Raw genomic sequence first — 24,352 nt, 5'->3', positions numbered from 1 at the left:
TTTGCTATTGATCAAATCTTGATCCTCTACACTGCCTTCTGCAGTAGGTGTCTTTCATGAGTTTTAAAGATGAATTAGCGGCGCAGGTCGCGCAGCGTCGTACTTTTGCGATTATTTCCCACCCCGATGCCGGTAAAACCACCATGACCGAAAAGCTGCTGTTATGGGGGCAGGCGATTCAGGTGGCGGGGATGGTAAAAAGCCGTAAATCAGATCGTGCCGCCACCTCAGACTGGATGGAAATGGAAAAAGAGCGTGGGATCTCGATTACCACATCGGTCATGCAGTTCCCCTATAAAAATCATGTGATCAACTTACTGGATACTCCAGGGCATGAAGACTTCTCGGAAGATACCTATCGCACCCTGACGGCTGTGGACTCCGCGCTAATGGTGATTGATGGGGCAAAAGGGGTCGAAGAACGAACCATCAAATTGATGGATGTGTGTCGTATGCGTGACACACCAATTATCTCCTTCGTCAACAAGATGGACCGTGAAATTCGCGAACCATTAGAGCTGCTAGATGAAATTGAAAACGTTCTAAAAATCAAATGTGTTCCGTTGACCTGGCCATTGGGTTCAGGTCGTGACTTTGCTGGCGTGTATAACTTGCTCGAAGAAAAGTTATATGTGTATAAAGCCGGCTTTGGTTCGACCATCACGGATATTGAAGTGCGTGAAGGCTATGATTATCCGGACATCCGTGAAAAAGTCGGTGATCTGGCATGGGCCGCTTTTGAAGAATCTCTAGAGTTGGTGCAAATGGCGAATGAGCCTTTGGATCGTGAGGAGTTTCTTGCGGGTCGTCAAACCCCGGTCCTGTTTGGTACTGCTTTAGGGAATTTCGGTGTCGATCATGTGCTGGATGCCTTTGTTCAATGGGCACCAGAACCTAAAGCCCATCCTACGCAGGATCGTGTCGTCGATGCCAAAGAAGAAGGCTTTAGTGGTTTCGTGTTTAAAATCCAGGCCAATATGGATCCGAAACACCGTGACCGTATTGCCTTTATGCGGATCTGTTCAGGCAAGTATGAAAAAGGCCTGAAAATGAACCACGTGCGGATCGGCAAGGACGTGCGGATTAGTGATGCACTGACCTTTTTGGCAGGGGATCGTCAGCATCTGGAAGAAGCTTGGCCGGGTGACATTATCGGTTTGCATAACCATGGCACCATCCAGATTGGTGATACCTTTACTTCGGGTGAAAAACTGCAATTTACCGGGATTCCGCACTTTGCACCGGAAATGTTCCGTCGTGTGCGTCTGAGAGATCCTCTGAAATCTAAACAGTTACAAAAAGGCCTGAAAGAACTGTCTGAAGAAGGTGCGACACAGGTCTTTATGCCACAAAACAGCAATGACCTGATTGTTGGTGCTGTTGGTGTACTGCAGTTCGAGGTAGTGGCTTACCGTCTGAAAGAAGAATACAAAGTGGATTGTATCTACGAGCCGGTCAGCATTAATACCGTGCGTTGGGTGCATTGTGATGATGAGAAGAAATTTAACGAATTCAAGAAAAAAGCACATGATCAGCTGTCTTTGGATGGCGGCGGACACTTGACCTATCTGGCACCGAGCCGCGTCAATTTACAATTGATGCAAGAACGTTATCCCGATATTCAGTTCCGTGCCACTCGAGAGCACTAAGCCATCTCCAACAGCTTCCTCGTGAAGCTGTTGTTTTATGCTGGATGTATTCCAAGTCAAAGGAGCAATACATGTTTAAACCGATACTGATCACTGCAGCGATTGTGTTGGTACTGAGTGGATTGACGGCCTGTGATTCCTCGCAGCAAGCAGATTCGGGCAAACCAGAAGCACAGCAGCAGAACAGTCAGGCGTTACCTGCACTGAAGATTCAGGAACGTCCGGCTGAATATGCTTTGCCATTTTGTGAAAATAAAAACTGTATTGAAATCGATATCCAGAGCTTGCAAACACAGGATCACTGGCTGAATGACTGGATTAGCCGTAATCAGGCCAATGTTATTCAACAGCAGATCGGGCTGAAACAGAACCTGAATTTGCAGCAGGCGATTGATGCTTATGTAAAAAAATCTGATCAATGGCAGGATGAATATAGCGCGCATCGTGCCTATGAATTGCATATGCGAACCCGGATTGCTTCACAGCGCCATCAGTATGTATTGCTGCAGATTGCCTTAGACTCCAAGCAGGAAGAACGTACCGTAAAAGAGCGGCATTACTTTTTTGTGGCGGATCGTCAGGCACAAAAAAACTTGGCCATTTTGGATGTCTTGCAACCGCAGCAGCAGACTCTGGTCAATGAATGGGTGCAGCAACATTATCAGGCATGGTTAAAGAAACAAACGCCAGAAATTCAACAGCAGGCACCGAAAAAACTGTATTGGGGGCAAACGGACTGGTTTTTTGATTCTGAAGGCATTGGATTACATTATCGTGCCGCTCAGATCGCCCCAGATGCCAGCCAACTGGATATCTATTTGAGTGCCGAGCAAAGCAAGCAAGTCCTGAAACCCGAAATTTATCAACAAATGTTTTGATTTAGATACAAAACATGATTGAGTCTGACTGCACATCGTTTTAGGCTTAAAGCATTATGAAATGCTCTACACTAAGGTTGGTGTAATGTCGAATTCTGCAAAACTTTTGGCTTTGACGATCTTGGCGAGTACGTTAGGACTGAGTGCTTGTCAACCTAAAGCAGATCCCGAACCGGAAAAACCGGAAGCCTCTGCTGTTGAAACAGCGAAGCTACCGAGCCTGGAAGGCGAGATCGTGAAGTTGCAATTGGCGCTTCCCGAATGTGAGGGGCACAGTTGCCCAGAAATTAGTATTGAGCGTTTGCAGAGTAATCAGCCCTTTATTGATCGGGTGATTGATCAGGGAATTTTAAAACAGCTACAACAAACGTTAGATCTTGCTCCACAAGATCAGCAGGTTGCGAGTGAACCTACCAGTGCGATTGCCGCCAGTGCAACGGTGGCAGAAGCCAGTGTACCGGCGACACCTCAGCAAAACCTGGAAACGCAGGTACAACCTTATCTGCGCACATTTCTGCAGATGGATCAGGAGCTCAAGCAGTTGGGTGCGAGTCACTCCATCAACCTCATGATTAAACCCAAAATCCTGATTGCGCAAAGTCCGGTAGCCACCGTGGTCATGAATAGCAGTAGTTATCTGGGCGGAGCACATGGTGCTGCGGCACAGCAGTACTATAATTTTGATTTAAAACAGCAAAGGCAGCTGCAATTGCAGGACATTCTGCAACCGAACCAGCGAGCAGCCCTCAGACAGGAAGCTCATCGCGTCTTTCAACGTTGGGTTGTCGATTCTAAATTGGCCACAAGTGTTGAAGAATATGAACAGGTCTGGCCATTTCAGTTGTCCGATAATTTTTTCCTGAGTCAGCAGGGTTTAATTCTGCAATATGGCGAATATGAAATTGGTCCTTATGTGGTTGGGTTGCCACGTCTGGTGGTTCCGTATGAGAAATTGCAGAAGATTCTAAAACCCCAATATTTGCCGCAAGCAGCGAAAGCCGCAGACCAAAAGGCAGCGTCCTAAACGATGTCCGTTTGCTCCCTGTTTGATACCCACACCCATTTTGATGTCGCTGAGTTTGATGCAGATCGGATTGAACTGGCACGACAGGCCAAGAGGGTGGGGGTAGAAGCTTTAATCTTGATAGGCTTTGTTGCAGAGCGCTTTCCCCACTTGTTGGCGGTCCATCGCGAATTGCAGCAATTCAACACGGCTCCACAAAGTTATCTGGCACCGGGATTACATCCGGTTTATATCGAGCAGCATCAGCCCGAACATCTGGATCAATTGCAGCAGATTCTGCAAACACAAGCGTGTGTTGCAGTGGGCGAAATTGGCCTGGATACCTTTTTGCCACAGCACAAACAGCCGGAAAATTTGGCTAAGCAACGCGAGTATTTTGCTGCACAGCTTGAATTGGCACGACAATACAACAAGCCGGTTTTGTTACATATTCGTAAGGCACATGCTGAAAGCCTGCAACTACTTAAGCAGCAACGCTTTCAGCTCGGCGGTATTGCTCATGCCTTTAGCGGTGGTATTGAAGAAGCAAAGGCTTTTGTTAAGCTGGGTTTCATGATTGGTGTGACCGGGCAAATTACCAATCCAAATGCCAAAAAGCTGCGTAACGTCGTTCAACAGCTGGGTGCTGAACATCTGGTACTCGAAACTGATTGTCCGGATATGACGCCGTTATGCTGCCAGCTGTCTGACCAACAGCGCACGCGTAATACCCCGGTGAATTTACCGTATGTCTTGAAAGGACTGGCTGAAACGCTCGCGATGCCGGAAACGGACTTGGCGGATATATTGTGGCAGAATTCATTGGCGGCCTTGCATTTAACACGCTAACATAATCGAATAATAAATATTCACCAATCAATAACAATCCATTCACCCAGTTGGCATACAGTAAATACAGACGTAGTTCGCTGGGCACAGAAAAATAACATGCCAAGCCGGAGGGTAACTCGATGGCCAAGTATAGTAATCTAAATAGTTTTAATAGCTTAGAAACACTGACAGTCGATTCTAAACATTATCAGATTTATAACCTCAATAAATTACAGACCCAGTGTCCGGATGTGACACGCTTGCCGAAATCACTTAAGGTTTTGCTGGAAAATTTATTGCGCTTTGAAGATCAGCTGACCGTAAAAACCGAACATATCCATGCGCTGCTGCAATGGCCTGCCACCCGAAGTTCGGAACAGGAAATTCAATATCGCCCTGCACGCGTCCTGATGCAGGATTTTACCGGTGTGCCTGCTGTGGTGGATCTCGCAGCCATGCGTGCTGCCGTTGCCAAAGCCGGTAAAGACCCAGACAAAATTAACCCGTTGTCACCGGTTGATCTGGTGATTGACCACTCGGTTATGGTCGATCATTTTGCCACACCCCAAGCCTTTGAACAGAACGTGGCCATCGAAATGCAGCGCAATGGCGAGCGTTACCAGTTTTTGCGTTGGGGGCAATCGGCGTTAAACCAATTTAGGGTTGTTCCTCCGGGAACCGGGATTTGCCATCAGGTCAACTTGGAGTATTTGGCACAAGCCGTCTGGACGGATGACGTTGAAGGCCAGACCTTTGCATTTCCAGATACGCTGGTAGGTACAGATTCACACACCACCATGATTAATGGTTTGGGTGTGTTGGGTTGGGGAGTAGGTGGGATTGAAGCAGAAGCTGCGATGCTAGGGCAGCCGATTTCCATGCTGATTCCAGAAGTGATCGGTTTTAAACTGACTGGAAAACTGAACGAAGGCATCACTGCAACCGATCTGGTGCTTACCATCACTCAGATGCTGCGGCAAAAAGGCGTGGTTGGAAAATTTGTCGAATTCTATGGCGATGGCTTGGCAGATTTGCCTTTGGCTGACCGTGCAACGATTGCCAACATGGCTCCGGAATATGGGGCAACCTGTGGCTTCTTCCCGATTGATGATATCACTTTAGGTTATTTACGTTTAACTGGACGTCAGCCGGAACGTATTGCCCTAGTTGAAGCGTATAGCAAGGCACAAGGCTTGTGGCGTAATGCGGGCGATGAACCCGTCTTTACTGACACACTGGAACTGGATATGAGTACCGTGGAAGCGAGTCTGGCTGGACCTAAACGTCCACAAGATCGTGTGCCACTCTCACATGTACCACAGACCTTTAAAGCCTTAATGGAGTTGACCTTGAAACCTGCTAAAGAGGAAAAAGAGCGTCTGGAAAATGAAGGCGGCGGTGGAACGGCGGTAGAAGCTAAACAGGCCAATCTGCCCCATGAAGAAGCTTTCTGCATGATTGAAGGGAAAAAATACCCCTTGCAGCATGGTGATGTGGTGATTTCCGCGATTACATCCTGTACCAATACCTCTAACCCGAGTGTCATGCTGGCTGCCGGCTTGCTGGCCAAAAAGGCAGTAGAAAAAGGTCTGCAGCGTAAACCATGGGTAAAAAGCTCACTGGCACCGGGTTCCAAAGTGGTGACCGATTATCTGAATGCTGCCGGCTTAACTCCCTATCTGGAACAGCTAGGTTATCACTTGGTCGGTTATGGCTGTACCACCTGTATCGGGAACTCAGGTCCTTTACCTCCCGCGATTGAAGAGGCGGTGCAATGTTTTGATCTGAATGTGGCAGCGGTGCTTTCGGGTAACCGAAATTTTGAAGGACGGGTGCATCCGCTGGTTAAAACCAACTGGCTGGCCTCACCGCCATTGGTGATTGCCTATGGTTTGGCTGGCAATATCCGTACCGATTTAAGCCAGCAGCCAATTGGCGAAGGCTTCAATGGTGAACTGGTCTATCTGAAAGATATCTGGCCAACTCAGGCTGAAATCGAGGCGGCCCTGCAAAGTGTCAATACGCAAATGTTCCATAAGGAATATGCGGCAGTCTTTGAGGGGGATGCCCAGTGGAAAGCCATTCCTATTCCACCAAGCAAAACCTATCTCTGGGATGAGCAATCGACCTATATCCGCCATCCTCCATTTTTCCAGGGCATCGATCAGCCAGCTCCACCGATCCAGAATATTGAAGGCGCGCGCATTCTGGCGGTATTGGGAGATTCGGTCACCACAGACCATATTTCTCCGGCGGGTAACATCAAGAAAGACAGTCCGGCGGGGCGCTATTTGCAGCAGCAAGGTGTGGAACCGCAGGACTTTAACTCCTATGGTTCGCGTCGAGGCAATCATGAAGTCATGATGCGCGGGACCTTTGCCAATATCCGGATTAAAAATGAAATGCTCGGTGGCGAAGAAGGCGGCAATACGATTCATATTCCAACCGCAAGCAAAATGTCGATTTATGATGCTGCCATGCGCTATCAGACTGACCAGACCCCTTTGCTGATTATTGCCGGAAAAGAGTACGGAACAGGTTCGTCACGTGACTGGGCTGCGAAAGGAACCAACCTGTTAGGGGTGAAAGCCGTGATTGCGGAAAGTTTTGAGCGGATTCATCGCTCTAACTTGGTCGGGATGGGAGTCTTGCCTTTGCAGTTTATGGACGGACAAAACCGGCAGAGTTTGGCCTTGACGGGCAATGAAATCCTGTCGATCCGTGGTTTGTCGGATCAGTTACAGCCACATCAGGTTTTGGAAGTGGATGTGCAAGATATCACGGGCCAGCAACGCAGTTTTCAGGTGTTATGCCGTATCGATACCTTAAATGAAGTGGAATACTTCAAGTCGGGTGGTATTTTGCATTATGTGCTGCGCCACTTGATTGCATCCTGATATTTTTCATAAATAAGCCCAGCGAATGCTGGGCTTATTTATGAAATGAAAGACAAGACGCTTAGAGGGAAAATCAGTAAAATAGCAGCGAATTTCTTATGCTGATATGCACCATGACAGACCTTCTTCAAGATGATGAATATGAACGCCGTTTTGCCGGAGTTGCCAAAATCTATGGGGAAAATGCGTTTACCCATTATGAAAACAGTCATGTAATGGTGATCGGGATCGGTGGCGTGGGCAGTTGGGCGGTTGAAGCACTGGCCCGTACGGGTATTGGTGAATTGACCCTGATCGATATGGATGTGGTGGCGGCTTCCAATATCAATCGTCAGCTGCCTGCACTGACATCGACCTTGGGTTGTGAAAAAATTGAAATCATGGCGGAGCGCTGCCGACAGATTAATCCGCGTATCAAGGTCAACCTGATTGATGATTACCTGACACCGGACAATGTCAAAACCTTATTGGCAGGTCAGCCGGATCTGATACTGGACTGTATTGATGATGTGAAAGCTAAACTGGCCCTGATGTTGCATTGCCGTTTTAATAAAATTCCGCTTATCGTTTCTGGCGGTGCAGGTGGTAAGCTTGATCCATTAAAAATTCGAGTGGCCGATTTATCCAAAACGGAACAGGATCCGATGCTGGCCAAGTTGCGTGCCCAGTTGCGTGCCAAAGGCATTTGTAAAAAGCCCAAAGACAAATTTGGTATTACCTGTGTCTATTCCATCGACAATCCGTTTTCCAGTGCTGAGGTGTGTGCAAGTGCTGGTTTGCGTTGTGGGGGATATGGTTCTGCCGTGGTGGTGACATCTAGTTTCGCCATGATTGCCGTTGCCGAGGTGCTGAAGAAACTGGATAGTCTTAAAGCTAGAGCTTAATGCCCTAGATAGATTAGTGAGGCAAGCCGCATTCAGTTTTATAAAATGTGATGCTATTCAAATAATTGAAATCCCGATAGACTGATCTGATGAGAATAACAATGGATTTGGAGTATTTATGGCACGATTGCAACGAGTTGCGGCGACACTGATCACGACATGTCTGGTTTCTTTCCTGTCTAGCCTGACTCAGGCAGCATCAGCTGATCAGGTGATTTTTTCCTGTAAAACTGCCAGCGGCAAAACAGTACAGTTTTTAAATGCAGGTAAAGTCATTCACTATCGATATGGAAAGTCAGTGGCAGCACCAGATTTGGCATTTTCCGTTCCTCGTTCTGCCAGTTCCATTGATGATGGTAGTGAAAATTTGGGTAGTGGGAGCTGGTGGATGACCCAGCAAATCATACTGAAATTTAATGGTAATACCTATACCGGCTGGTGGTCCTATCATCGTGCCAGTGGCGAAGAAGAAGCGGGTATTCGGGTGAGCCGTGGCGATCAGGTTCTGGCAGAAACCCCTTGTGTGGGCCAGGCCAATATAAATTTGACTGCCTACTAAGCCTTGATTAAGGTTAGCCGTAAGCCATCTTTTAATGCTGTTGATACTGCCTGATCCGTTGCCTGAAACCATCTTTCAGGCAACTTAAGATTGCTGTGGTGTCGTGAGTCAATCTGCAACTTAAACTTGATGCTCGCGTAAATAGTCTTCAGTGCGTTGCATCGCGGCCTGAATATTGACGAGTGCGGTTTCCACATCTTTTAAGGTTTTGGCATTGCCACCACTCAGCGCCTGACGCCATTTGCGTGCACCGGGTAAATTCTGGAACAGACCAAGTATATGCCGGGTAATAATCGACAATGGCGCACCCTCTGCAACCCGTTGCGCAATATAAGGCATCATCTGCTGCATAATGTCGAAGCGGTCTGGCATCGGCAGATGCCATAATTGCCCGAGCTCTGCCAGCAAATACGGGTTATGGTAGGCTTCGCGGCCAATCATCACACCATCGACATGTTTCAGGTGTTCGACGGTTTCAGCATAGGTCTTAATGCCACCGTTAATTTCGATGGTGAGCTGTGGACGATCCTGTTTTAAACGATATACATCTTCATAACGCAGCGGGGGGACTTCACGGTTTTCTTTCGGTGAGAGGCCTTGCAGTAAGGCAATTCGCGCATGCACGATGAAGTGCTTGCAGCCTGTTTTTGCTACGGTATCTACAAAGTGCAGCATTTCTTCATAAGAATGCATATCGTCAATGCCGATGCGGTGTTTGACCGTGACAGGAATCTGTACAGACTGTTGCATGGCGGCAATACATTCCGCCACCAAATCCGGTTCCGCCATCAGACAAGCGCCAATTTTGTTATTTTGTACCCGATCACTTGGACAGCCAACATTGAGGTTGACTTCGTCATACCCCCAATCCTCCGCCATTTTGCTACAGGTGGCGAGGTCTTTTGCATTTGATCCACCTAGCTGTAACACAATCGGATGTTCTTCCTGATTGAAATCTAGATGACGTTTGGCATCACCGAACAGGATCGCTCCCGTTGTGACCATTTCGGTGTACAGGACGACATTCGGGTTAAACAGGCGGGCAAAATAACGGTAATCCTTGGTGGTCCAATCCATCATCGGGGCAACTGAAATACGAGGCTGAAGAACTGATGTGGATTGCATGCGAAAACCTAAACCGCGAAAGGAGAGGGCGAAATTATACGGACTTTGGCTATAATACAATAGCCTGATCCTGAAAACTGCTGATCGGGTGGTGATTGGATGGTAACCCGTAGATGTTTCAAAGCGGTTTTTTGCTGAAATTTAAGTGTAATTTTTTTGATGTCTATGCTGCATCAAACTAGAAAAATAAAGAAGATAGAGGTGTTCATGTTAGTGCTAGAAATGGTGTTCCGCAGCCAGAAAGCGCAACATTCTGAGTATTTTAATCTGCGCATGCAACGTACGCTGAGCTGGTTTAAGCAGGCTTTGCAGTTAGATGCGAGACAACTGGATTTAAAATTTATCAGTTTGTGGGTGGCATTCAAAGCCATGTGTGCGCGCGAAACAGACGCTGAAGAAACAACCTTGCAGCCTTTTTTGGATCAGATGTTCCAGCATGATGCACCGCACCGTATTGAGTACATGATTTGGAGCCGATTTCCACAAGCAATCCGTTTTTTATTGCAGTCTCCTTATGCCTTTCAGTCTTATTGGGATTATCAGAACCAAAAGATTAGCAAACTGGCCTGGCAACAGGCTTTTGAGCGCGATCAGCAACAATGGCAACAAGCTTGGCAAGAACAAGACGCCTTGCATATTTTGCATCGTCTGTTCCACTGCCTGCAGACTTTAGGACAACAGTTGTTGCAAGGTGGTAGTAGTTACCACAGCAGTGTGAACCGGACACAGTTGTCGGAAGCCTGTAGTGTTTTATCGGGTCTGCTTTCGGGCTTTATGTTTATCCTGCTGGAAAATGCTCAAGCGCTGGATCAACCGCAACCCTTTTATCCGGTTGTGCAATTTTCCTGACATGTTTGGGTTGTTAGGCTGGTTTCGTGACAGGTTTGATGAGTCGGTCCATCATGGCAAAACCGGCAGAACAGAGCGCCAAAATGAAACCGGTTAAGCAGGTTGCTTGCCAGCCGCCATACTGCCAGGCAAAGACGCCAAGTGCTGAACCGGTAGCTGCACCGGCAAAATATAAGGTCATGTAAATGGCATTTAAACGAGATTTTGCATCGGGACGCAGGCGGAAAATTACGTTCTGGTTGCAGCTGTGTAGCATCGCCAGCCCTAAATTGATCAGTGCAAAGCCCAGTAGGTAGAACGGTAAACCCAGTTGTGAAAAATAAAGTAGTAGCCAGCTGAGTAACAGGATCGCTGCACCGATCCAGGTCAAACGTTCAGTATGACCCTGATCGGCCCATTTGCCAATCCATGAAGTGGATAGGGCACCGAGCATACCAGCCAGAGGTACCAATCCAATCCAGAAATCACTGAGCTGAAAAGGCTTGTTGGATAACAGCAGGGCAAAAGTCGAAAAGAGGTTGCTCATCGAGGCAAAGGCGCAGGCACCCAGTAAAGAACGCAGAATTAAGCGTTTTTCATGACGCAGTAAATTGGCCATGGAGTGAAAAATCTGGCCATAGCTTAGATTCAGGCGCAGCACATAAGGTAGTTTGCCGTGTAGGAGGAACGCCAGCCATAACATCAGTATGCCACTCAGTGCGTAAATGGCTTTCCAGTGCAACAGATCGGACAGCAGGCCGGCCAGAGTACTAGATAGCAAGATGCCGACGAGCAGGCCGCTCATTAAGAAGCCCACCACTTCACCGGTTTTTTCCGGTTTAACTGCCATGGTTGCTAGGGGAATCAAGACTTGGGCCGCCACAGAAAACAGCCCAGTGAGAATAGTCCCTATCCATAACATCGGTAAATTGATTGCAAAGGCACAGAGAAACAAACCACATGTAGTCAGCACCATCAGTCCCGGGATTAATTTACGTTTGTTGCTCACATCACCCAGCGGGACGATGAGTAGCAGTCCAAAGGCATAAGAAACTTGGGCAAAAGTGACCGTGAGAGCGGCTGAAGCTGCGCTGACCGAAAAATACTGCTGGATTGAATGGATTAGTGGCTGACAGTAATAGTTGGATCCGGCACAGAGACCACAGGCAATAGCCATCAGCCACAGTAATGCTTTGTTGTGGCTAATATCGTAGGCTACGGACATGAGAACTCCTGAAAAATAAACCAACTGGTCAAATAGAGTGTGCGGAACTATAGCAAAAATAACCGCAGGATAAACACTGCTTTGGATTGGTGGAATATATACTGAGTTTATATAACCTGAGCAAATATAACGGCTTGGATCAGAGTTTACCGGGTGCTTAATGTTTCAGTTTGTTTTTATTCAGGGTTACCATCATCACCCCGACAATATTCAAAATACAGCCCAGCCATTGCCAGCCATTCAGATGCTCATTTAAAAATGCCACCGCCAGTAAAATGGTCAGGATCGGACCGATGGATGCAATCATGGCAGATTGAGCCGCCCCCAACCGTTCAATGCCTTGCATAAGTAGCACAGTGGGTAAAACGGTGACCATAAAGCCTAATCCAACGCCATACCAGATCACGCTTGCCGGTAACTTGAGCAATAGATGCAGTGGGTCGGGAGTTACCACGACATAATGCAGCAGCGTGCCGATACAAGCCACACTCAGGGCTAAACCGGTAAAATTCCAGGAGCCAAATTCCTGGATGAGCCGTGGTGTCAGCAGTAAATACACCGCAAATGCCACCGCACTGGCAAACACCAAACTGGCACCCAACCAGAAATTGCCCTGAATTGGTGCGTTATTGTGTTCCTGCAACAGCACGAGTAGCGTTCCACCATAACTCAACAAAATGGCAAACAAAGTTTTTACATTTAATTTTTGTTTATAAATAACACTCGAACCCAGAACGGTCAGGGTCGGGTACAAAAACAGAATAATCCGTTCTAACGACGCACTAATAAACATCAAACCCAAGAAATCCAGCCAGCTGGCAAAGTAATAGCCCAGAAGGCCAGACAACACTAATAACCCCCATTCTTTAGCCTGAATGCCCCGGTTGCGGTGACGGCAGAACCAGCAGATAAGCAGGAAAAAAGGTAAAGCACTGGCCATACGAAGTGCCATCAGAACTGTGGCATCGACCAGAGGAGATAGGGCATAGGTTTGTTTGATGAGGATGGCTTTGCTGCTAAACAAAAAGGCAGCGGATAAGGCAAACAACGAGCCGAGTTGCGTGCTAGAGAGAGCTGGTTTCATGCACAGAAAATTAGGGTGGTGTTTGCTTAAAAATAAAAAGCTTAACTAAAAAATTATATATCGCATCATAATTTTTAAGAATCATTGTTTGAAAATGTCATCATTTATTAAATAAATACTGGGTAGCATTTTCAAAAACTTTAATTAGAATCCAAGTGAGTCAATAAGAATAATCCTGGGGGAAACATTGCTTAGCGCGATGTTTACTTGAGAAAACACAAGCTTGAGGAATGCTCATGCAGATTGGAATACCTGTTGAAACTGTCGCTGGTGAACACCGCGTTGCTGCAACACCAGAGACAGTCAAGAAGTTAATTAGCGCCGGTCATAGTGTCTTGATTGAACGCGGCGCTGGAGTCAAAGCCGCTTACCTGGACAGTGCCTATGAGCAGATGGGTGCCAAAATCACCGAGGATGCCTATACCGGTAGCCAGCTGATTTTGAAAGTTCGTGCTCCACAGGGGGACGAGATTGCGAAACTGGCAGCGCAAACTGCGGTGGTTGCGATGTTTGATCCCTATCGCAACCCTGAGCTTGAGCAATTTGCGGCACAGCAGGTGTCTGCGTTTGCATTAGAGCTGTTGCCTCGAACCTTGTCACGTGCACAAAACATGGATGTGTTGTCTTCTCAGGCGAACCTGGCGGGTTATAAAGCCGTGTTACTGGCAGCCAATGAATACCAGCGCATGTTTCCGATGCTGATGACTGCTGCGGGTACGGTAAAACCGGCCCGTGTGGTGGTGATGGGGGTTGGCGTGGCAGGTCTGCAGGCGATCGCAACGGCGAAACGTTTGGGGGCGGTGGTTGAAGCGACCGATTTGCGTCCAACGGCTAAAGACCAGGTGGAATCCCTCGGAGGGAAATGGCTCGATGTGCCCATGTCTGCTGAAGAACAGCAGCGTGCTGCGGATGCGGCCAAGAATGGTTATGGCTGGACGCCGGGTGAGCAATACATTCAGGATCAAGCCGCGATTGTGGATAAGGCTGTTGCCAATGCAGACATCGTGATTACCACGGCACTATTGCCAGGACGTAATGCACCCCGCCTGATCAAGGCAGAAACCGTGGCCAAGATGAAACCGGGTTCGGTCATTCTGGATATGGCAGTGGAAACGGGCGGTAACGTGGAAGGATCTCAAGTGGGCGAAACCGTGGTGACTGCGAATGGTGTCAAGATTTTAGGGGTTCCGAATATTCCGGCAACTGTCGCGACAGAGGCATCTGCGTTGTATGCGCGTAATGTACTGAATTTTGTCGATACCCTGTTTGATCAGGAGAAAAACTTTGTCCTGAATCAGGATGATGAAATTCAGAAAGCCCTATTAGTGACCCATGCGGGTCAAGTGCTGTTGAAGCGTGGTTAAGGAGAACAACCATGGTTGAAACGATTACGATTTTTGTCCTGGCCATTTTTGTCGGGTATTACGTGGTTTGGGGAGTGACGCCTGCGTTACATACGCCGTTGATGGCTGTCACTAATGCACTTTCCTCGATCATCATTGTAGGAGCCATGATCCAGACCGTCGGTCTGCCTGTATTGGGTATGGATGCCAATGTGCAGTTTCAGAGTGTCAATGTTGTCAGCGTTTTAGGCGCGATTGCGGTGTTCCTGGCGAGCATTAATATTTTTGGTGGTTTCGCAGTGACTGCCCGCATGCTTGAAATGTTCAAGCCAAAGCAGAAGAAATAAGAGGACGACACAATGGAATTTATTCGAGCGAACGCGGATTGGTTCTACCTGATTGGTGCAGTCCTGTTTATTTTGACGCTACGTGGACTGTCGGGGCCTAAAACCGCGATTGCGGGTAACCGTTATGGCATGATCGCGATGGCGATTGCTGTCCTGACGACCTTTTTTGTCGCGAATCATCCGGTGATCTGGATGATTGTTGGTGCAATGGTGCTCGGTGCTGTGGTGGGGGTTACACGTGCACGTACCGTCCCGATGACACAAATGCCGGAAACTGTGGCACTGATGCACTCTCTGGTCGGTTTGGCAGCCGTCTTGATTGCGATTGCCGCAATCCTGCATAACAATCAGCTCACGACTCTATTTGCACAGAATCCACAAGCATTGACTGCTGCAGGGGTTGAAGCTGCACATATGAGCAAAGTGCATTTGTTTGAACTCTTTGTGGGCTGTTTTGTTGGTGCGATTACCTTTACGGCTTCTGTGTTTGCCTACGGTAAACTGGCGGCTAAAAAATGGGCAAAAACCATTGCGGGTGCCTGGGTTAAACCTGTGCAGGCAACGATTTTTATTGCCATGCTGGCGTGTGGTTTCTACTTCTTTACTACAGGCAATATGACTGCATTCTGGGCCATGACCGCACTGGCATTAGCTTTTGGTTGGGTTTGGATTGCACCGGTGGGTGGTGGTGATATGCCGGTGGTGGTGTCTTTACTGAACTCATTTTCGGGTTGGGCTGCCGCAGGAATCGGTTTCACTCTAGAAAACAACATGCTGATCGTTGCAGGTTCCTTGGTCGGTTCCTCGGGTGCGATTTTGTCTTACATTATGTGTAAGGCGATGAACCGTTCCATTATCAACGTATTGTTTGGTGGCACCATGGGTGCTGCTGCACCTGTGGCTGCAGCAGGTGCGCAGGTACAACGTAACTATCGTTCCGGTTCAGCAGATGATGCAGGTTTTCTGATGTCGAATGCGGACAGTGTCGTTATTGTGCCAGGTTATGGTATGGCACAAGGTCGTGCACAAAATGCCGTGAAAGAGTTGGCCAACTTGCTAAAAGAGCAGGGTGTGACTGTACGCTTTGCTATCCACCCGGTGGCTGGTCGTATGCCAGGTCATATGAACGTGCTGTTGGCAGAAGCGGATGTACCGTATGAAGACATTCTGGAGATGGATGAGATCAACTCAGACTTCCCGGCAACCGATGTTGTCTTGGTGATTGGGGCGAATGATGTGGTGAATCCGGCTGCCAAAGATGATCCAAGTTCACCAATTTATGGCATGCCGATTCTGGAAGCACATAAAGCACGCACGATTATGGTGATCAAGCGTTCGATGGCAACCGGTTATGCGGGTCTGGACAATGATTTGTTCTACCATGATAAAACCATGATGGTTTTTGGTGATGCCAAAAAAGTGGTGGAAGATATGACCAAAGCCATTAATGGAACTGGGCACTAAGATTGTTCGAGCTGATCTAAAACCACCTTCGGGTGGTTTTTTATTGCGCTCATTTGATTGGTTTTTGAGAGAGGGATTTAGCAATATTCTGATGATATTTTAATAAGTTGGCATTTTACTTGCATTTCCCTAATTAAGCTTAGGGGTGCTATATGAAAAAAATAATTTATCTCATGTTGTTTTTATTTGGGGTGGTCCGTCCAGTATGGGCTGAAGGAAATCTAACACCAGCAGCCAATATTCAGGAAATCCGCTTGTCACTGGATAGTGTCTGGGTGGTGGTGGGCGGTATCTTGGTGTTTTTTATGCAAGCCGGGTTTGCCTTAGTTGAAAGCGGCTCGGTACGCAGTAAGAATACCGTCAATGTATTGATGAAGAACTATATGGATGCCTGCTTGGGTGGGTTGATTTTCTGGTTGTTCGGTTTTGGCCTGATGTTTGGTCTGAATCAGACTGGTTGGCTGGGCATGAGCCATTTTGCACCGAATCAGCTGGATGACTGGCACTGGAATTTGTTGTTCTTTCAAATGATGTTTGCTGCTACAGCCACCACGATTGCTAGTGGGGCGATGGCAGAGCGGATTCATTTTGTAGCCTATGTGGTCAGTGCCATTATAGTCAGTGGCTTGATTTACCCGATATTTGGCAGCTGGGCATGGGGCAGCTTGTTTGGCGGCGAAGGCTGGTTGAAAGCCTTAGGTTTTATCGATTTTGCCGGTTCAACCGTAGTGCATTCAATCGGTGGTTGGGTAGCGCTGGCAGGCATTATGGTCTTGGGACCGCGTCTCGGGCGTTTTGGTCGACATGGTCAAAGCCATTATTTGGCAGGGCATAATCTGCCATTGGTAGCTTTGGGGGGATTCATTTTATGGTTGGCCTGGTTTGGTTTTAATGCAGCATCTACTGTGCGTGCAGATGTCAGTATTGGCCGGATTGCATTAAACACCCATTTGGCGGCCTGTGCAGCAGCAACAGCATATATGTTCTGGGCATTATTGCGTGGCAAAGCCATGTTGATGCGTTCGAGTATTAATGCCTCACTGGGTGGTTTGGTTGCAGTGACAGCTGGCTGTGCCACCATGACACCTTTGTTCGCGATTGTGACTGGGTTGGTGGCGGGGCTGCTGGTAAGTATATTGCCCACCATTTTAGAGAAATTTCAGATTGATGATGTGGTGGATGCTGTAGCGGTTCATGGCTTTTGTGGTGTGTGGGGAACACTGGCTGCCGGGATCTTCTTTGAGAAGCAGATGTTTAATCCTGGAATTATTGGTGTGCAGGTGTTAGGTGTGGGCGCGGCCTTTGTTTGGGGATTTGGGGTGGCATTCATCGTATTCAAGATTCTTGATAAAGTGCTCGGTGGATTGCGGGTCAGTAAACAGCATGAACAACGTGGTCTAGACTATACCGAGCATGCCGAGCTGTGCTATCCGGAATTTCAGCGTGACGTGACCTTTGAAACCGACGATATGACAACACGACATTAAGGAGGTCAAGATGTCTGTAGACGTTTTATCGGTTGCACAAAAGAAGCAGGCGATTGCCAAAGGCCTGAGCCGTTTTGTGCAGGGCAGTGTTCTGGAGCAGATCGTACAATATTGGGAACAGTGCTATGGCAATCAGCCATCCTTTGTGCTGAACCGTTTTTTGCAAGACATTTGTACGACGGACCTCTTAAAACAGCAGCGTAAAGAAATGCTGCGGGAGCTGCTGTTTGAAATTGCAGAAGTGGAAAAACAGGTACGTCTTCAAGGAAAGTCTCCAGCTGAGCAAGGGCAAACGAAACACGAAACCTTGGTTTCCGGTTATCTGACAGATGCTTTTATCCAGTTTATCCAGCAGGTGGTGCACACTGTCACTGATGTGGATCGTGCAGAATTTGATGCTGAAGTGAAAGCCCAGCTGCGCTTACTCAAGCTCTCGGTTGATCCGTTACAGCGAGTGGATGCGCTAGATTTTCTGGAGTTTGTGCCGTTAAGCAGTTATGCCAAAGTGATTACGGCGTTATATGAAGTCTATTGTGAGTTTTATGGACCTGCCAAGGCTGACCAGATATATGCACGCACTAGGTTGCAGGTGAAAAATACCTTTCCCGATGTTGACCTGCACCAGCTGTTGTAGCGAGACCTTAAAAAACAGAAAGCGACCTGATGGTCGCTTTTCTATTCATTTGAAGTGTGTCGGGTCCTTAAGTCACGGATTCCGGGGCGACACGCCACAAGCTTTCAAGATCGTAAAATTTACGTGCTGTTGGCAACATGACATGAACGACAACGAAACCGAGATCGATGAGGATCCATTCAGCATCACGTTCGCCTTCTACGCCAATCGGGCGGAAACCGGCTTTGCGTGCTTCTTCAGCTACATTGTCGGCAAGTGCTTTGACGTGACGGGTAGAGGTACCGCTGGCGATTACAATCGCATCGGCAACATTGCTGATATTGCTGACATCAAGTTCGATAATATCTTTGGCTTTTACATCAACTAAAGCTTCACGCACGACATTGAGGCAAGCTTGAACGTGTTGATTTTGGGCATTCATGGCGAGATCGTAAGAATTAGAAGCGCTGGGCGATGGTTCTAAATTCATAAAGGTGGTAATTTCCTGACAATAACTCATGATCTAATATAGCGTCTTTACCCTTAAATTTCAAATCAAGCACCGACATTAAAATTGTAAATGATCGGCAAAATATTTCTGTTTCCAGGCGAAAGAATGACTGGAGTGTGCTTGTGGACGATACTCTGCTGCGATATAACCTTGATAATTGCTTTGCTTGAGCCAGTTAAAAATTGTTGCGAAGTCGATTTGTGCGGTGTCTGGTTCATGGCGACCTGGGCAGTCAGCAAACTGGATATGTCCAATCTGTTCGATGTTTTCCTGTAATCCTGCTAACACATCCTCTCCCATCATGGCCATATGGTAGCAGTCATATTGCATTTTTAACGCCGGATGATTAACAGCCTCGAGCATTTCTTGTGCCTGGGCAATATTCTGTACCAGAAAACGGGGCATATCAGTGCCGTTGATCATTTCAAAGACCGGCTGAATTCCAACATCGCTGAGCATATGGGTCGCTAGCTTGAGATTTTTGGCTAAGGTATTGAGGCAAGGGAGCAGGTCGGCATCGAGTGGCTGCTTGCCGGCGAGAATATTCACATTCGGGACCTTGAGTGCACTGGCATAAGCAATCGCTTTCTCAACGGCCTGATAAAATGCAGCTTCTTGCCCTGAGACACCAGCCAGTCCGTTACCCCCCTGCATCAAGTCCCCGGCAGGTGCATTGATTAGGCATAGGCTCAGGTCATAACGAATCAACTGAACCTGGATCTCTTCAATGCTTAACTCATAAGGAAACTGGATTTCTACATGTCTGAAACCGTGCTCATGCGCTTGCTGAAAACGCTGAATGAGGGGAACTTCAGTAAAGATCATGGACAAGTTGACTGCCAGTTTACTCATGTGTCGCGCTCCATTGTGAGGGTGAGTTTATTGTTCGATGTATTCAATGATGCTGGCGAGGTCTTTTTGACCGTTGCCGCTGTCTTGATGGGCCTGTAGCTGCTGCAATGCACGCTGTGCGACTGGAATCGACAACTGATAACTTTGCGCCAGACGAACTGCATTGTTCAGATCTTTCGATAAAGTTTGTACCTTCCATTGAACTGGCTCAAAGGTATGGGTCGCCATACGAGGTGCCAGAATCTGGAAAGGTTTGGAATCGGCAAAACCACCAGCCAAGGCCGGAGCAAGCAGGCGGGTATCCACGCCAGCTTGATCAGCCAGTGCCACCGCTTCAGCAATCAGGGTACTGTTAGCTGCGACGATCAACTGGTTGCAGATTTTGGTCGCCTGTCCTGTCCCGCTGTCGCCCATACGGGTCACACGTTGTGACAGGACATTATAAATCAGGCTTAAATTGTCGATTGTAGCTGCATGACCGCCGGCGAAAATCACCAGCGTCCCTTGTTCTGCACCTGCCGTGCCACCCGAAACGGGTGAGTCAATCCAGGTGACGTGTTGTTGATGGGCGGCTTGTGCCAGTTGTTTGGTTTTTTCCACAGATAAGCTGGAGAAATCCACAATCACCTGATTGCGTTTGAGGTGAGGTTGCATGTGCTGGTAAACAGATTCAACAGCGTGATCATCTGCCAGACAAAGTAAAATCACCTGATATTTGCCAATATTGGACAGGTCAATGGCTTCCGCCCCCATATTGACCAGTGGATCACAGGCGGAAGCCGTGCGATTCCACACGCCCACCTGAAATCCTGCTTGTACGAGACGGCTGGCCATGCGGCTTCCCATCAAGCCAAGTCCTAAAAATGCGATTTTGGTATGACGATCGAAAATCATATGGCCTCTCTTATGAATATTGGCGTGGAAAAAATGTCAGGTCGGATTGACGGTCTTTTTGTCTGGCTCGACGGCTGTTTTTTCCCAGCAACAATTTGAACTGCCAAATTTTTTCTAGGCGTAGGGCACGTTGTGGTTGCAACAGCATGGCATTCAATACCTGCTTGGCCGCCACAATTGCATCGGGCGAACGTTGGGCAATTTCTTCTGCCAGCAGATAGGCACGGTTTAAGGGTGCTGTGTCCAGATGGCTGACCAAGCCAATGCTGTGAGCATATTCTGCGTTAAATGTACGTCCGGTAAATGTCAGTTCTTTGGCCTGGTCAATGCCGATCAGGCTTTGCAGCGAACGCGTCAATCCCATGTCGGGCACCAGTCCCCAGCGGCTTTCCATGATCGACATTTGGGTGTGGGGATGGGCAATCCGTAAATCTGCAGCCAACGCCAACTGCATGCCTGCACCAAAACAGAAGCCTTCCAAGGCGGCGATCACCGGTACGGGAAGTTCCTGCCAGATCAGACAGGCTTTTTGAAAGAGGCTAGTGCCGGGTTTTAATAATTCCCATGCGGCATAAGCACGATTTTTCGGATGATTCAGATCGCTCAGGTCGATCCCCGCGCTAAAAACCTGGCTTTCACCGGTGAGGATGACACAGCGTAAGTGGCGGTCTTTTTTTAATTGTTGGGCGGTCTGGATCAATTCCTGCAACAGGGCGAAACTCATAGCATTGCGTTTTTCCGGTCGGTTCAGATAAACCGTCGCAATGCCGTTGTGCTGTTCAATTCTTAATAATGCCATGGGACGCGACTCTTATTCTTCTCAGGCCTGAGCATAGCATGAGCAAGAACAGCATACATGACAGGCGAGTCACGATAAATGTGTGACTCACCTGACTTTAGTCGAGTCGTGGTCTTAGGCGTCCTGTTTGGAAAGCAGGTGCTGGGCAGCTTCGGTGACTTGTTGAATGACCAGTTGCAGGTCGTCCAGACGACGCAGGGTTTCTTGAATAAAGGCCTCATCGGCACGGCGGCGTTCTTTGCGTAAGGTAGAAATAAACTGCTCAAACTCCCCACTGATCCGTTGTAATTTTGGCGTTCCAACATAACGTGTTGCGCCATATAAGCGATGCAGGACGTGTTCAAGTTGAGGAAAATCTTCCAGTTCGATCAATTGCTGCATTTCCGTCAGTTCCGTGGCGAAGCTGTCAATCAGCATTTTGAGCAGATCCAGTGCCAACTCTTCCTTGTTGGCCGCCAGCTGTACCGACTGCTGCCAATCCAGAATGTCGGGGTCGAGCGCGGCAATCATCACAGCATGATCATTATTTTTTTGCTGCTGATTAAAACTGTTATGTGTCCATTCGGTCAGAATCTGAATAATCTGTTCAATCTGGATTGGCTTGGTCACGTAATCGTCCATACCGACTTTTAGTAATTTCTGTTTTTCATCAGCCAGCGCATGGGCGGTTAAGGCAATAATCGGATGACGGACATTTTCCAGCGTCGATTCGAGTGAACGGATGGCGCGGGTGGTATCTATACCCGACATGACCGGCATTTGGATGTCCATAAAGATCAGATCGAATGCTGCTTCACCACGTTTTAGACGCTGTTCAATCAGCGCCAAGGCTTCTTGGCCACTTTGTGCCTTGCTGGTGGTGACATTCAGTTCACCCAGCAAAGCTTCCAAGACAATCAGGTTGGGCAAATGGTCGTCGACGGCCAGAATGTGTAAGCCCTGACCATCAAAGGCCTTTTGCTGAAGTTCATCGAAGACCGGTTCATTGCCGAGTAACTGAATCAGCGCATGACGGCTCAGTGGCTGATACAGTGCACGTGCACGGTAATCATTCAGCATAGTCGGAGACAATTCCATCTGGTAGCCATATACCGCCAGATTGCCCGTATAACGGTGACGAATTTCACGCAGCAGAGCCTCACTGTCACCACTGTGGTCAACAATCAACCAGGTATTTTCAACCTGTTGCGGGAGCTGGTTGAGACGGCTGAATAGGTCGAGAATAGATGCACTTTCAATATGCTGTACCTGATAATCTTCCAAATAATGCCGCAAAATATTCGCCGTTGCCGGATGGGCCAGATAAGAAATCACTTTTAATTCGGCAAAGCTTGGATGCTCGATGCCGTGATCTTCATCTACTGCAAACCGGGCGGTAAACCAGAAGGTTGAGCCTTTGGCCGTTGGCGCACGTTCCTGATTGTCTTCAAAACCAATCTGCCCCTGCATCAACTGCACCAGTTGTTTTGAAATCGCGAGGCCTAAGCCGGTACCGCCAAACTGACGCGTTACAGACGCATCTCCTTGCGAGAAGGATTCAAACAGTTTCTTGCGATCTGTTCCGCTTAAACCGATACCGCTGTCCTGCACACTAAAGTGTAGTAGGCATTGTCCGATATCATCATGTTCCATCCGCGCACGCACAATAATTTCACCATCCGGGGTGAACTTGATGGCATTGGAAATCAGGTTGGTTAAAATCTGCTTGAAACGTAAGGCATCACCAATAACTTCTTGTGGGACATCATCGGCATAATAGAATGCCATATTGATATGTTTTTGTGCTGCCAGCGGTGACAGCATGTCCATCACATCAAAAATGGCTTCTTCCAGGTCAAATGGTGCAGTTTCCAGTTCCAGTTTGCCAGCATCAATCTTTGAAAAGTCTAGGACGTCATTGATCAGAGCCAACAGATGTGCTGAGGATTTGCGAATGGTTTGCAGGTAGAGTTTCTGTTCATTGCTGAGGTTACCCTGGCGTAGCATCAGATGGATGAAGCCATCAATACTGTTTAGTGGTGTCCGCAATTCATGGCTGATATTGGCCAGAAAAACCGATTTGGACTGGTTGGCTGAAATCGCCTGATCCCGTGCCTGACGATAGGTAATGTTTTGCACTTCCAAGGTGTCGAGGGTGCGACGCAGGTCATCTTCAGTCTGTTCGGTATGTTCTTTCAGTTCCAGAAAACTGTAATGCAGGCGTTTAACCAGATTGGCAATATCACGCTGCAGCAGGCGTAACTCACCGGTACTGTTAATCACCATGTGCTGATCCAAGGTGTCGGCATTGACCCGCTGTAACTGCATTCGAATTTCGTACATCGGGGCAATCCAGCGCCGTGAGTAAAAATTCAGACACAGCAGTAACAACAGTAGGGTAATCAGACCGGTCGCGATCAGGACAATCAAAATTCGATAATGTGAGATAGTCAGGGGCTGGTTGTCCAGCTCAATCACCAGCCAGGCTGGATGCGGAATTTTATTGTTGATGCGGATGCCGTAAACATGGTTGCCATGTGAAACTATCGGACCGAAAAAAGTTGCATCCTGTTTAAATAGTGGCCATAAGCGTTGAGTTTGTAATCCGACACTGACCCGGTTCTTTCCATGCTGATCGATAATGGCGGCACGTGACAGGAACTGTTCGTGCAACATATTTTGTAATGCGATTTCAGCATCACGGCGGCGCTCGGGTTGGCTATCCAGCATGTTGAGCAACTGAGTTGCCGTGGCCTGATAGCGGGTCAAAATGACCAGCGCCGTTTGCCGCTGCTGGGAACGTGCGGCATTAGACGTCTCGCTCAGCACCAGTTCCGTCCCGACGGCGGCCAGAATCATAATGGGCACAAAAATCAAGGCAATCAGCTGTCCATAGGCATGATTTAAGTGCAGGCGCTTTAGTAGTTTCTTATCGAAATTTGACATGGTTAAAGCAATTGGATCCCTATGCGCCGCATCTTAACATGCTTTGTTGCCAACTGATGATGCTTTAAGCAGTTTTGAAATAAAGCCCGGGAAATGTGTGCAGCTTTAGTCATTTTTTCATACAATACCGGTCACCTCGATATCGGTGCATATA

At 47.9% G+C, this 24,352-nt stretch carries 21 protein-coding genes; 13 read left to right on the top strand and 8 right to left on the bottom strand.

All coding sequences use genetic code 11. The features are described 5' to 3' along the window. The first annotated feature begins 56 nt into the window (after window positions 1–56). The 7 genes from PGW99_RS09595 to PGW99_RS09565 all read left to right on the top strand — a co-directional run bounded on the left by PGW99_RS09595 (window position 57) and on the right by PGW99_RS09565 (window position 8,701). On the top strand, window positions 57–1,649 hold the full coding sequence (locus PGW99_RS09595; RefSeq protein WP_273777460.1) for a peptide chain release factor 3: 1,593 nt from the start codon (window positions 57–59) through the stop codon (window positions 1,647–1,649). A gap of 71 nt (window positions 1,650–1,720) precedes the next feature. Continuing rightward, window positions 1,721–2,527, top strand: a complete 807-nt coding sequence (locus tag PGW99_RS09590) for a hypothetical protein (protein ID WP_273777459.1) — start codon at window positions 1,721–1,723, stop codon at window positions 2,525–2,527. Window positions 2,528–2,612: 85 nt separating this feature from the next. Beyond that, a complete protein-coding gene (locus tag PGW99_RS09585; protein ID WP_273777458.1) occupies window positions 2,613–3,551 on the top strand; it encodes an RsiV family protein in 939 nt (312 codons plus the stop codon). A gap of 3 nt (window positions 3,552–3,554) precedes the next feature. Further along, window positions 3,555–4,379: a TatD family hydrolase gene (locus tag PGW99_RS09580; protein WP_273777457.1), complete on the top strand. Its 825-nt coding sequence runs from the start codon at window positions 3,555–3,557 to the stop codon at window positions 4,377–4,379. Between the two features lie 122 nt (window positions 4,380–4,501). Then, the gene (gene acnA / locus PGW99_RS09575; RefSeq protein ID WP_273777456.1) at window positions 4,502–7,258 is read left to right on the top strand and encodes an aconitate hydratase AcnA; all 2,757 of its coding nucleotides are present in this window, start codon (window positions 4,502–4,504) and stop codon (window positions 7,256–7,258) included. Between the two features lie 113 nt (window positions 7,259–7,371). Beyond that, complete coding sequence (locus tag PGW99_RS09570) at window positions 7,372–8,142, top strand: tRNA threonylcarbamoyladenosine dehydratase (protein ID WP_273777455.1); 771 nt, start codon at window positions 7,372–7,374, stop codon at window positions 8,140–8,142. 118 nt (window positions 8,143–8,260) lie between these two features. Then, window positions 8,261–8,701 (top strand): hypothetical protein, encoded by a 441-nt coding sequence (locus PGW99_RS09565; RefSeq protein WP_273777454.1) that lies wholly within the window; start codon window positions 8,261–8,263, stop codon window positions 8,699–8,701. A gap of 120 nt (window positions 8,702–8,821) precedes the next feature. Here PGW99_RS09565 and dusA read toward each other — a convergent pair whose 3' ends face one another. Further along, window positions 8,822–9,826: a tRNA dihydrouridine(20/20a) synthase DusA gene (dusA, locus tag PGW99_RS09560; protein ID WP_273777453.1), complete on the bottom strand. Its 1,005-nt coding sequence runs from the start codon at window positions 9,824–9,826 to the stop codon at window positions 8,822–8,824. A gap of 207 nt (window positions 9,827–10,033) precedes the next feature. Here dusA and PGW99_RS09555 point away from each other — a divergent pair, with 207 nt between their 5' ends. Continuing rightward, window positions 10,034–10,675, top strand: coding sequence for a hypothetical protein (locus PGW99_RS09555; RefSeq protein WP_273777452.1), 642 nt, complete (start codon window positions 10,034–10,036; stop codon window positions 10,673–10,675). Window positions 10,676–10,688: 13 nt separating this feature from the next. Here PGW99_RS09555 and PGW99_RS09550 read toward each other — a convergent pair whose 3' ends face one another. Then, window positions 10,689–11,879: an MFS transporter gene (locus PGW99_RS09550; RefSeq protein ID WP_273777451.1), complete on the bottom strand. Its 1,191-nt coding sequence runs from the start codon at window positions 11,877–11,879 to the stop codon at window positions 10,689–10,691. A gap of 157 nt (window positions 11,880–12,036) precedes the next feature. Then, a complete protein-coding gene (locus PGW99_RS09545) occupies window positions 12,037–12,963 on the bottom strand; it encodes a DMT family transporter (RefSeq protein WP_273777450.1) in 927 nt (308 codons plus the stop codon). A gap of 236 nt (window positions 12,964–13,199) precedes the next feature. On the opposite strand from PGW99_RS09545, the gene PGW99_RS09540 reads away from it, so the two are divergent. The 5 genes from PGW99_RS09540 (at window position 13,200) to PGW99_RS09520 (ending at window position 18,238) form a co-directional block, all read left to right on the top strand. After that, window positions 13,200–14,327: a Re/Si-specific NAD(P)(+) transhydrogenase subunit alpha gene (locus PGW99_RS09540; protein ID WP_273777449.1), complete on the top strand. Its 1,128-nt coding sequence runs from the start codon at window positions 13,200–13,202 to the stop codon at window positions 14,325–14,327. 11 nt (window positions 14,328–14,338) lie between these two features. Next, window positions 14,339–14,653 carry a proton-translocating transhydrogenase family protein gene (locus PGW99_RS09535; RefSeq protein WP_273777448.1) on the top strand — a complete coding sequence of 105 codons (315 nt, stop codon included), beginning with the start codon at window positions 14,339–14,341 and terminating at the stop codon, window positions 14,651–14,653. A 12-nt stretch (window positions 14,654–14,665) separates the two neighbouring features. Further along, window positions 14,666–16,117: an NAD(P)(+) transhydrogenase (Re/Si-specific) subunit beta gene (locus PGW99_RS09530; RefSeq protein ID WP_273777447.1), complete on the top strand. Its 1,452-nt coding sequence runs from the start codon at window positions 14,666–14,668 to the stop codon at window positions 16,115–16,117. Window positions 16,118–16,269: 152 nt separating this feature from the next. Next, complete coding sequence (locus tag PGW99_RS09525) at window positions 16,270–17,604, top strand: ammonium transporter (protein ID WP_273777446.1); 1,335 nt, start codon at window positions 16,270–16,272, stop codon at window positions 17,602–17,604. A gap of 10 nt (window positions 17,605–17,614) precedes the next feature. After that, the gene (locus PGW99_RS09520; protein WP_273777444.1) at window positions 17,615–18,238 is read left to right on the top strand and encodes a hypothetical protein; all 624 of its coding nucleotides are present in this window, start codon (window positions 17,615–17,617) and stop codon (window positions 18,236–18,238) included. A gap of 67 nt (window positions 18,239–18,305) precedes the next feature. On the opposite strand, the gene rsfS is transcribed toward PGW99_RS09520, so the two are convergent. The 5 genes from rsfS to PGW99_RS09495 form a co-directional block, all read right to left on the bottom strand. Further along, window positions 18,306–18,707, bottom strand: coding sequence for a ribosome silencing factor (gene rsfS, locus PGW99_RS09515; protein WP_273777443.1), 402 nt, complete (start codon window positions 18,705–18,707; stop codon window positions 18,306–18,308). Between the two features lie 78 nt (window positions 18,708–18,785). After that, window positions 18,786–19,580, bottom strand: a complete 795-nt coding sequence (locus PGW99_RS09510) for a hydroxypyruvate isomerase family protein (RefSeq protein WP_273777441.1) — start codon at window positions 19,578–19,580, stop codon at window positions 18,786–18,788. Between the two features lie 27 nt (window positions 19,581–19,607). Then, window positions 19,608–20,474, bottom strand: coding sequence for an NAD(P)-dependent oxidoreductase (locus PGW99_RS09505; RefSeq protein ID WP_273777440.1), 867 nt, complete (start codon window positions 20,472–20,474; stop codon window positions 19,608–19,610). 10 nt (window positions 20,475–20,484) lie between these two features. Next, window positions 20,485–21,273: a crotonase/enoyl-CoA hydratase family protein gene (locus PGW99_RS09500; RefSeq protein ID WP_273777439.1), complete on the bottom strand. Its 789-nt coding sequence runs from the start codon at window positions 21,271–21,273 to the stop codon at window positions 20,485–20,487. 114 nt (window positions 21,274–21,387) lie between these two features. Then, the gene (locus PGW99_RS09495; protein ID WP_273777438.1) at window positions 21,388–24,198 is read right to left on the bottom strand and encodes a GacS-like sensor histidine kinase; all 2,811 of its coding nucleotides are present in this window, start codon (window positions 24,196–24,198) and stop codon (window positions 21,388–21,390) included. Window positions 24,199–24,352: the final 154 nt, after the last annotated feature.

The organism is Acinetobacter sp. GSS19 (assembly GCF_028621895.1).
Classification (GTDB): Bacteria; Pseudomonadota; Gammaproteobacteria; order Pseudomonadales; family Moraxellaceae; genus Acinetobacter.
The sequence above is the reverse complement of the archived record's forward strand: the minus strand, read 5'-3'. Positions and strand labels throughout refer to the sequence as shown.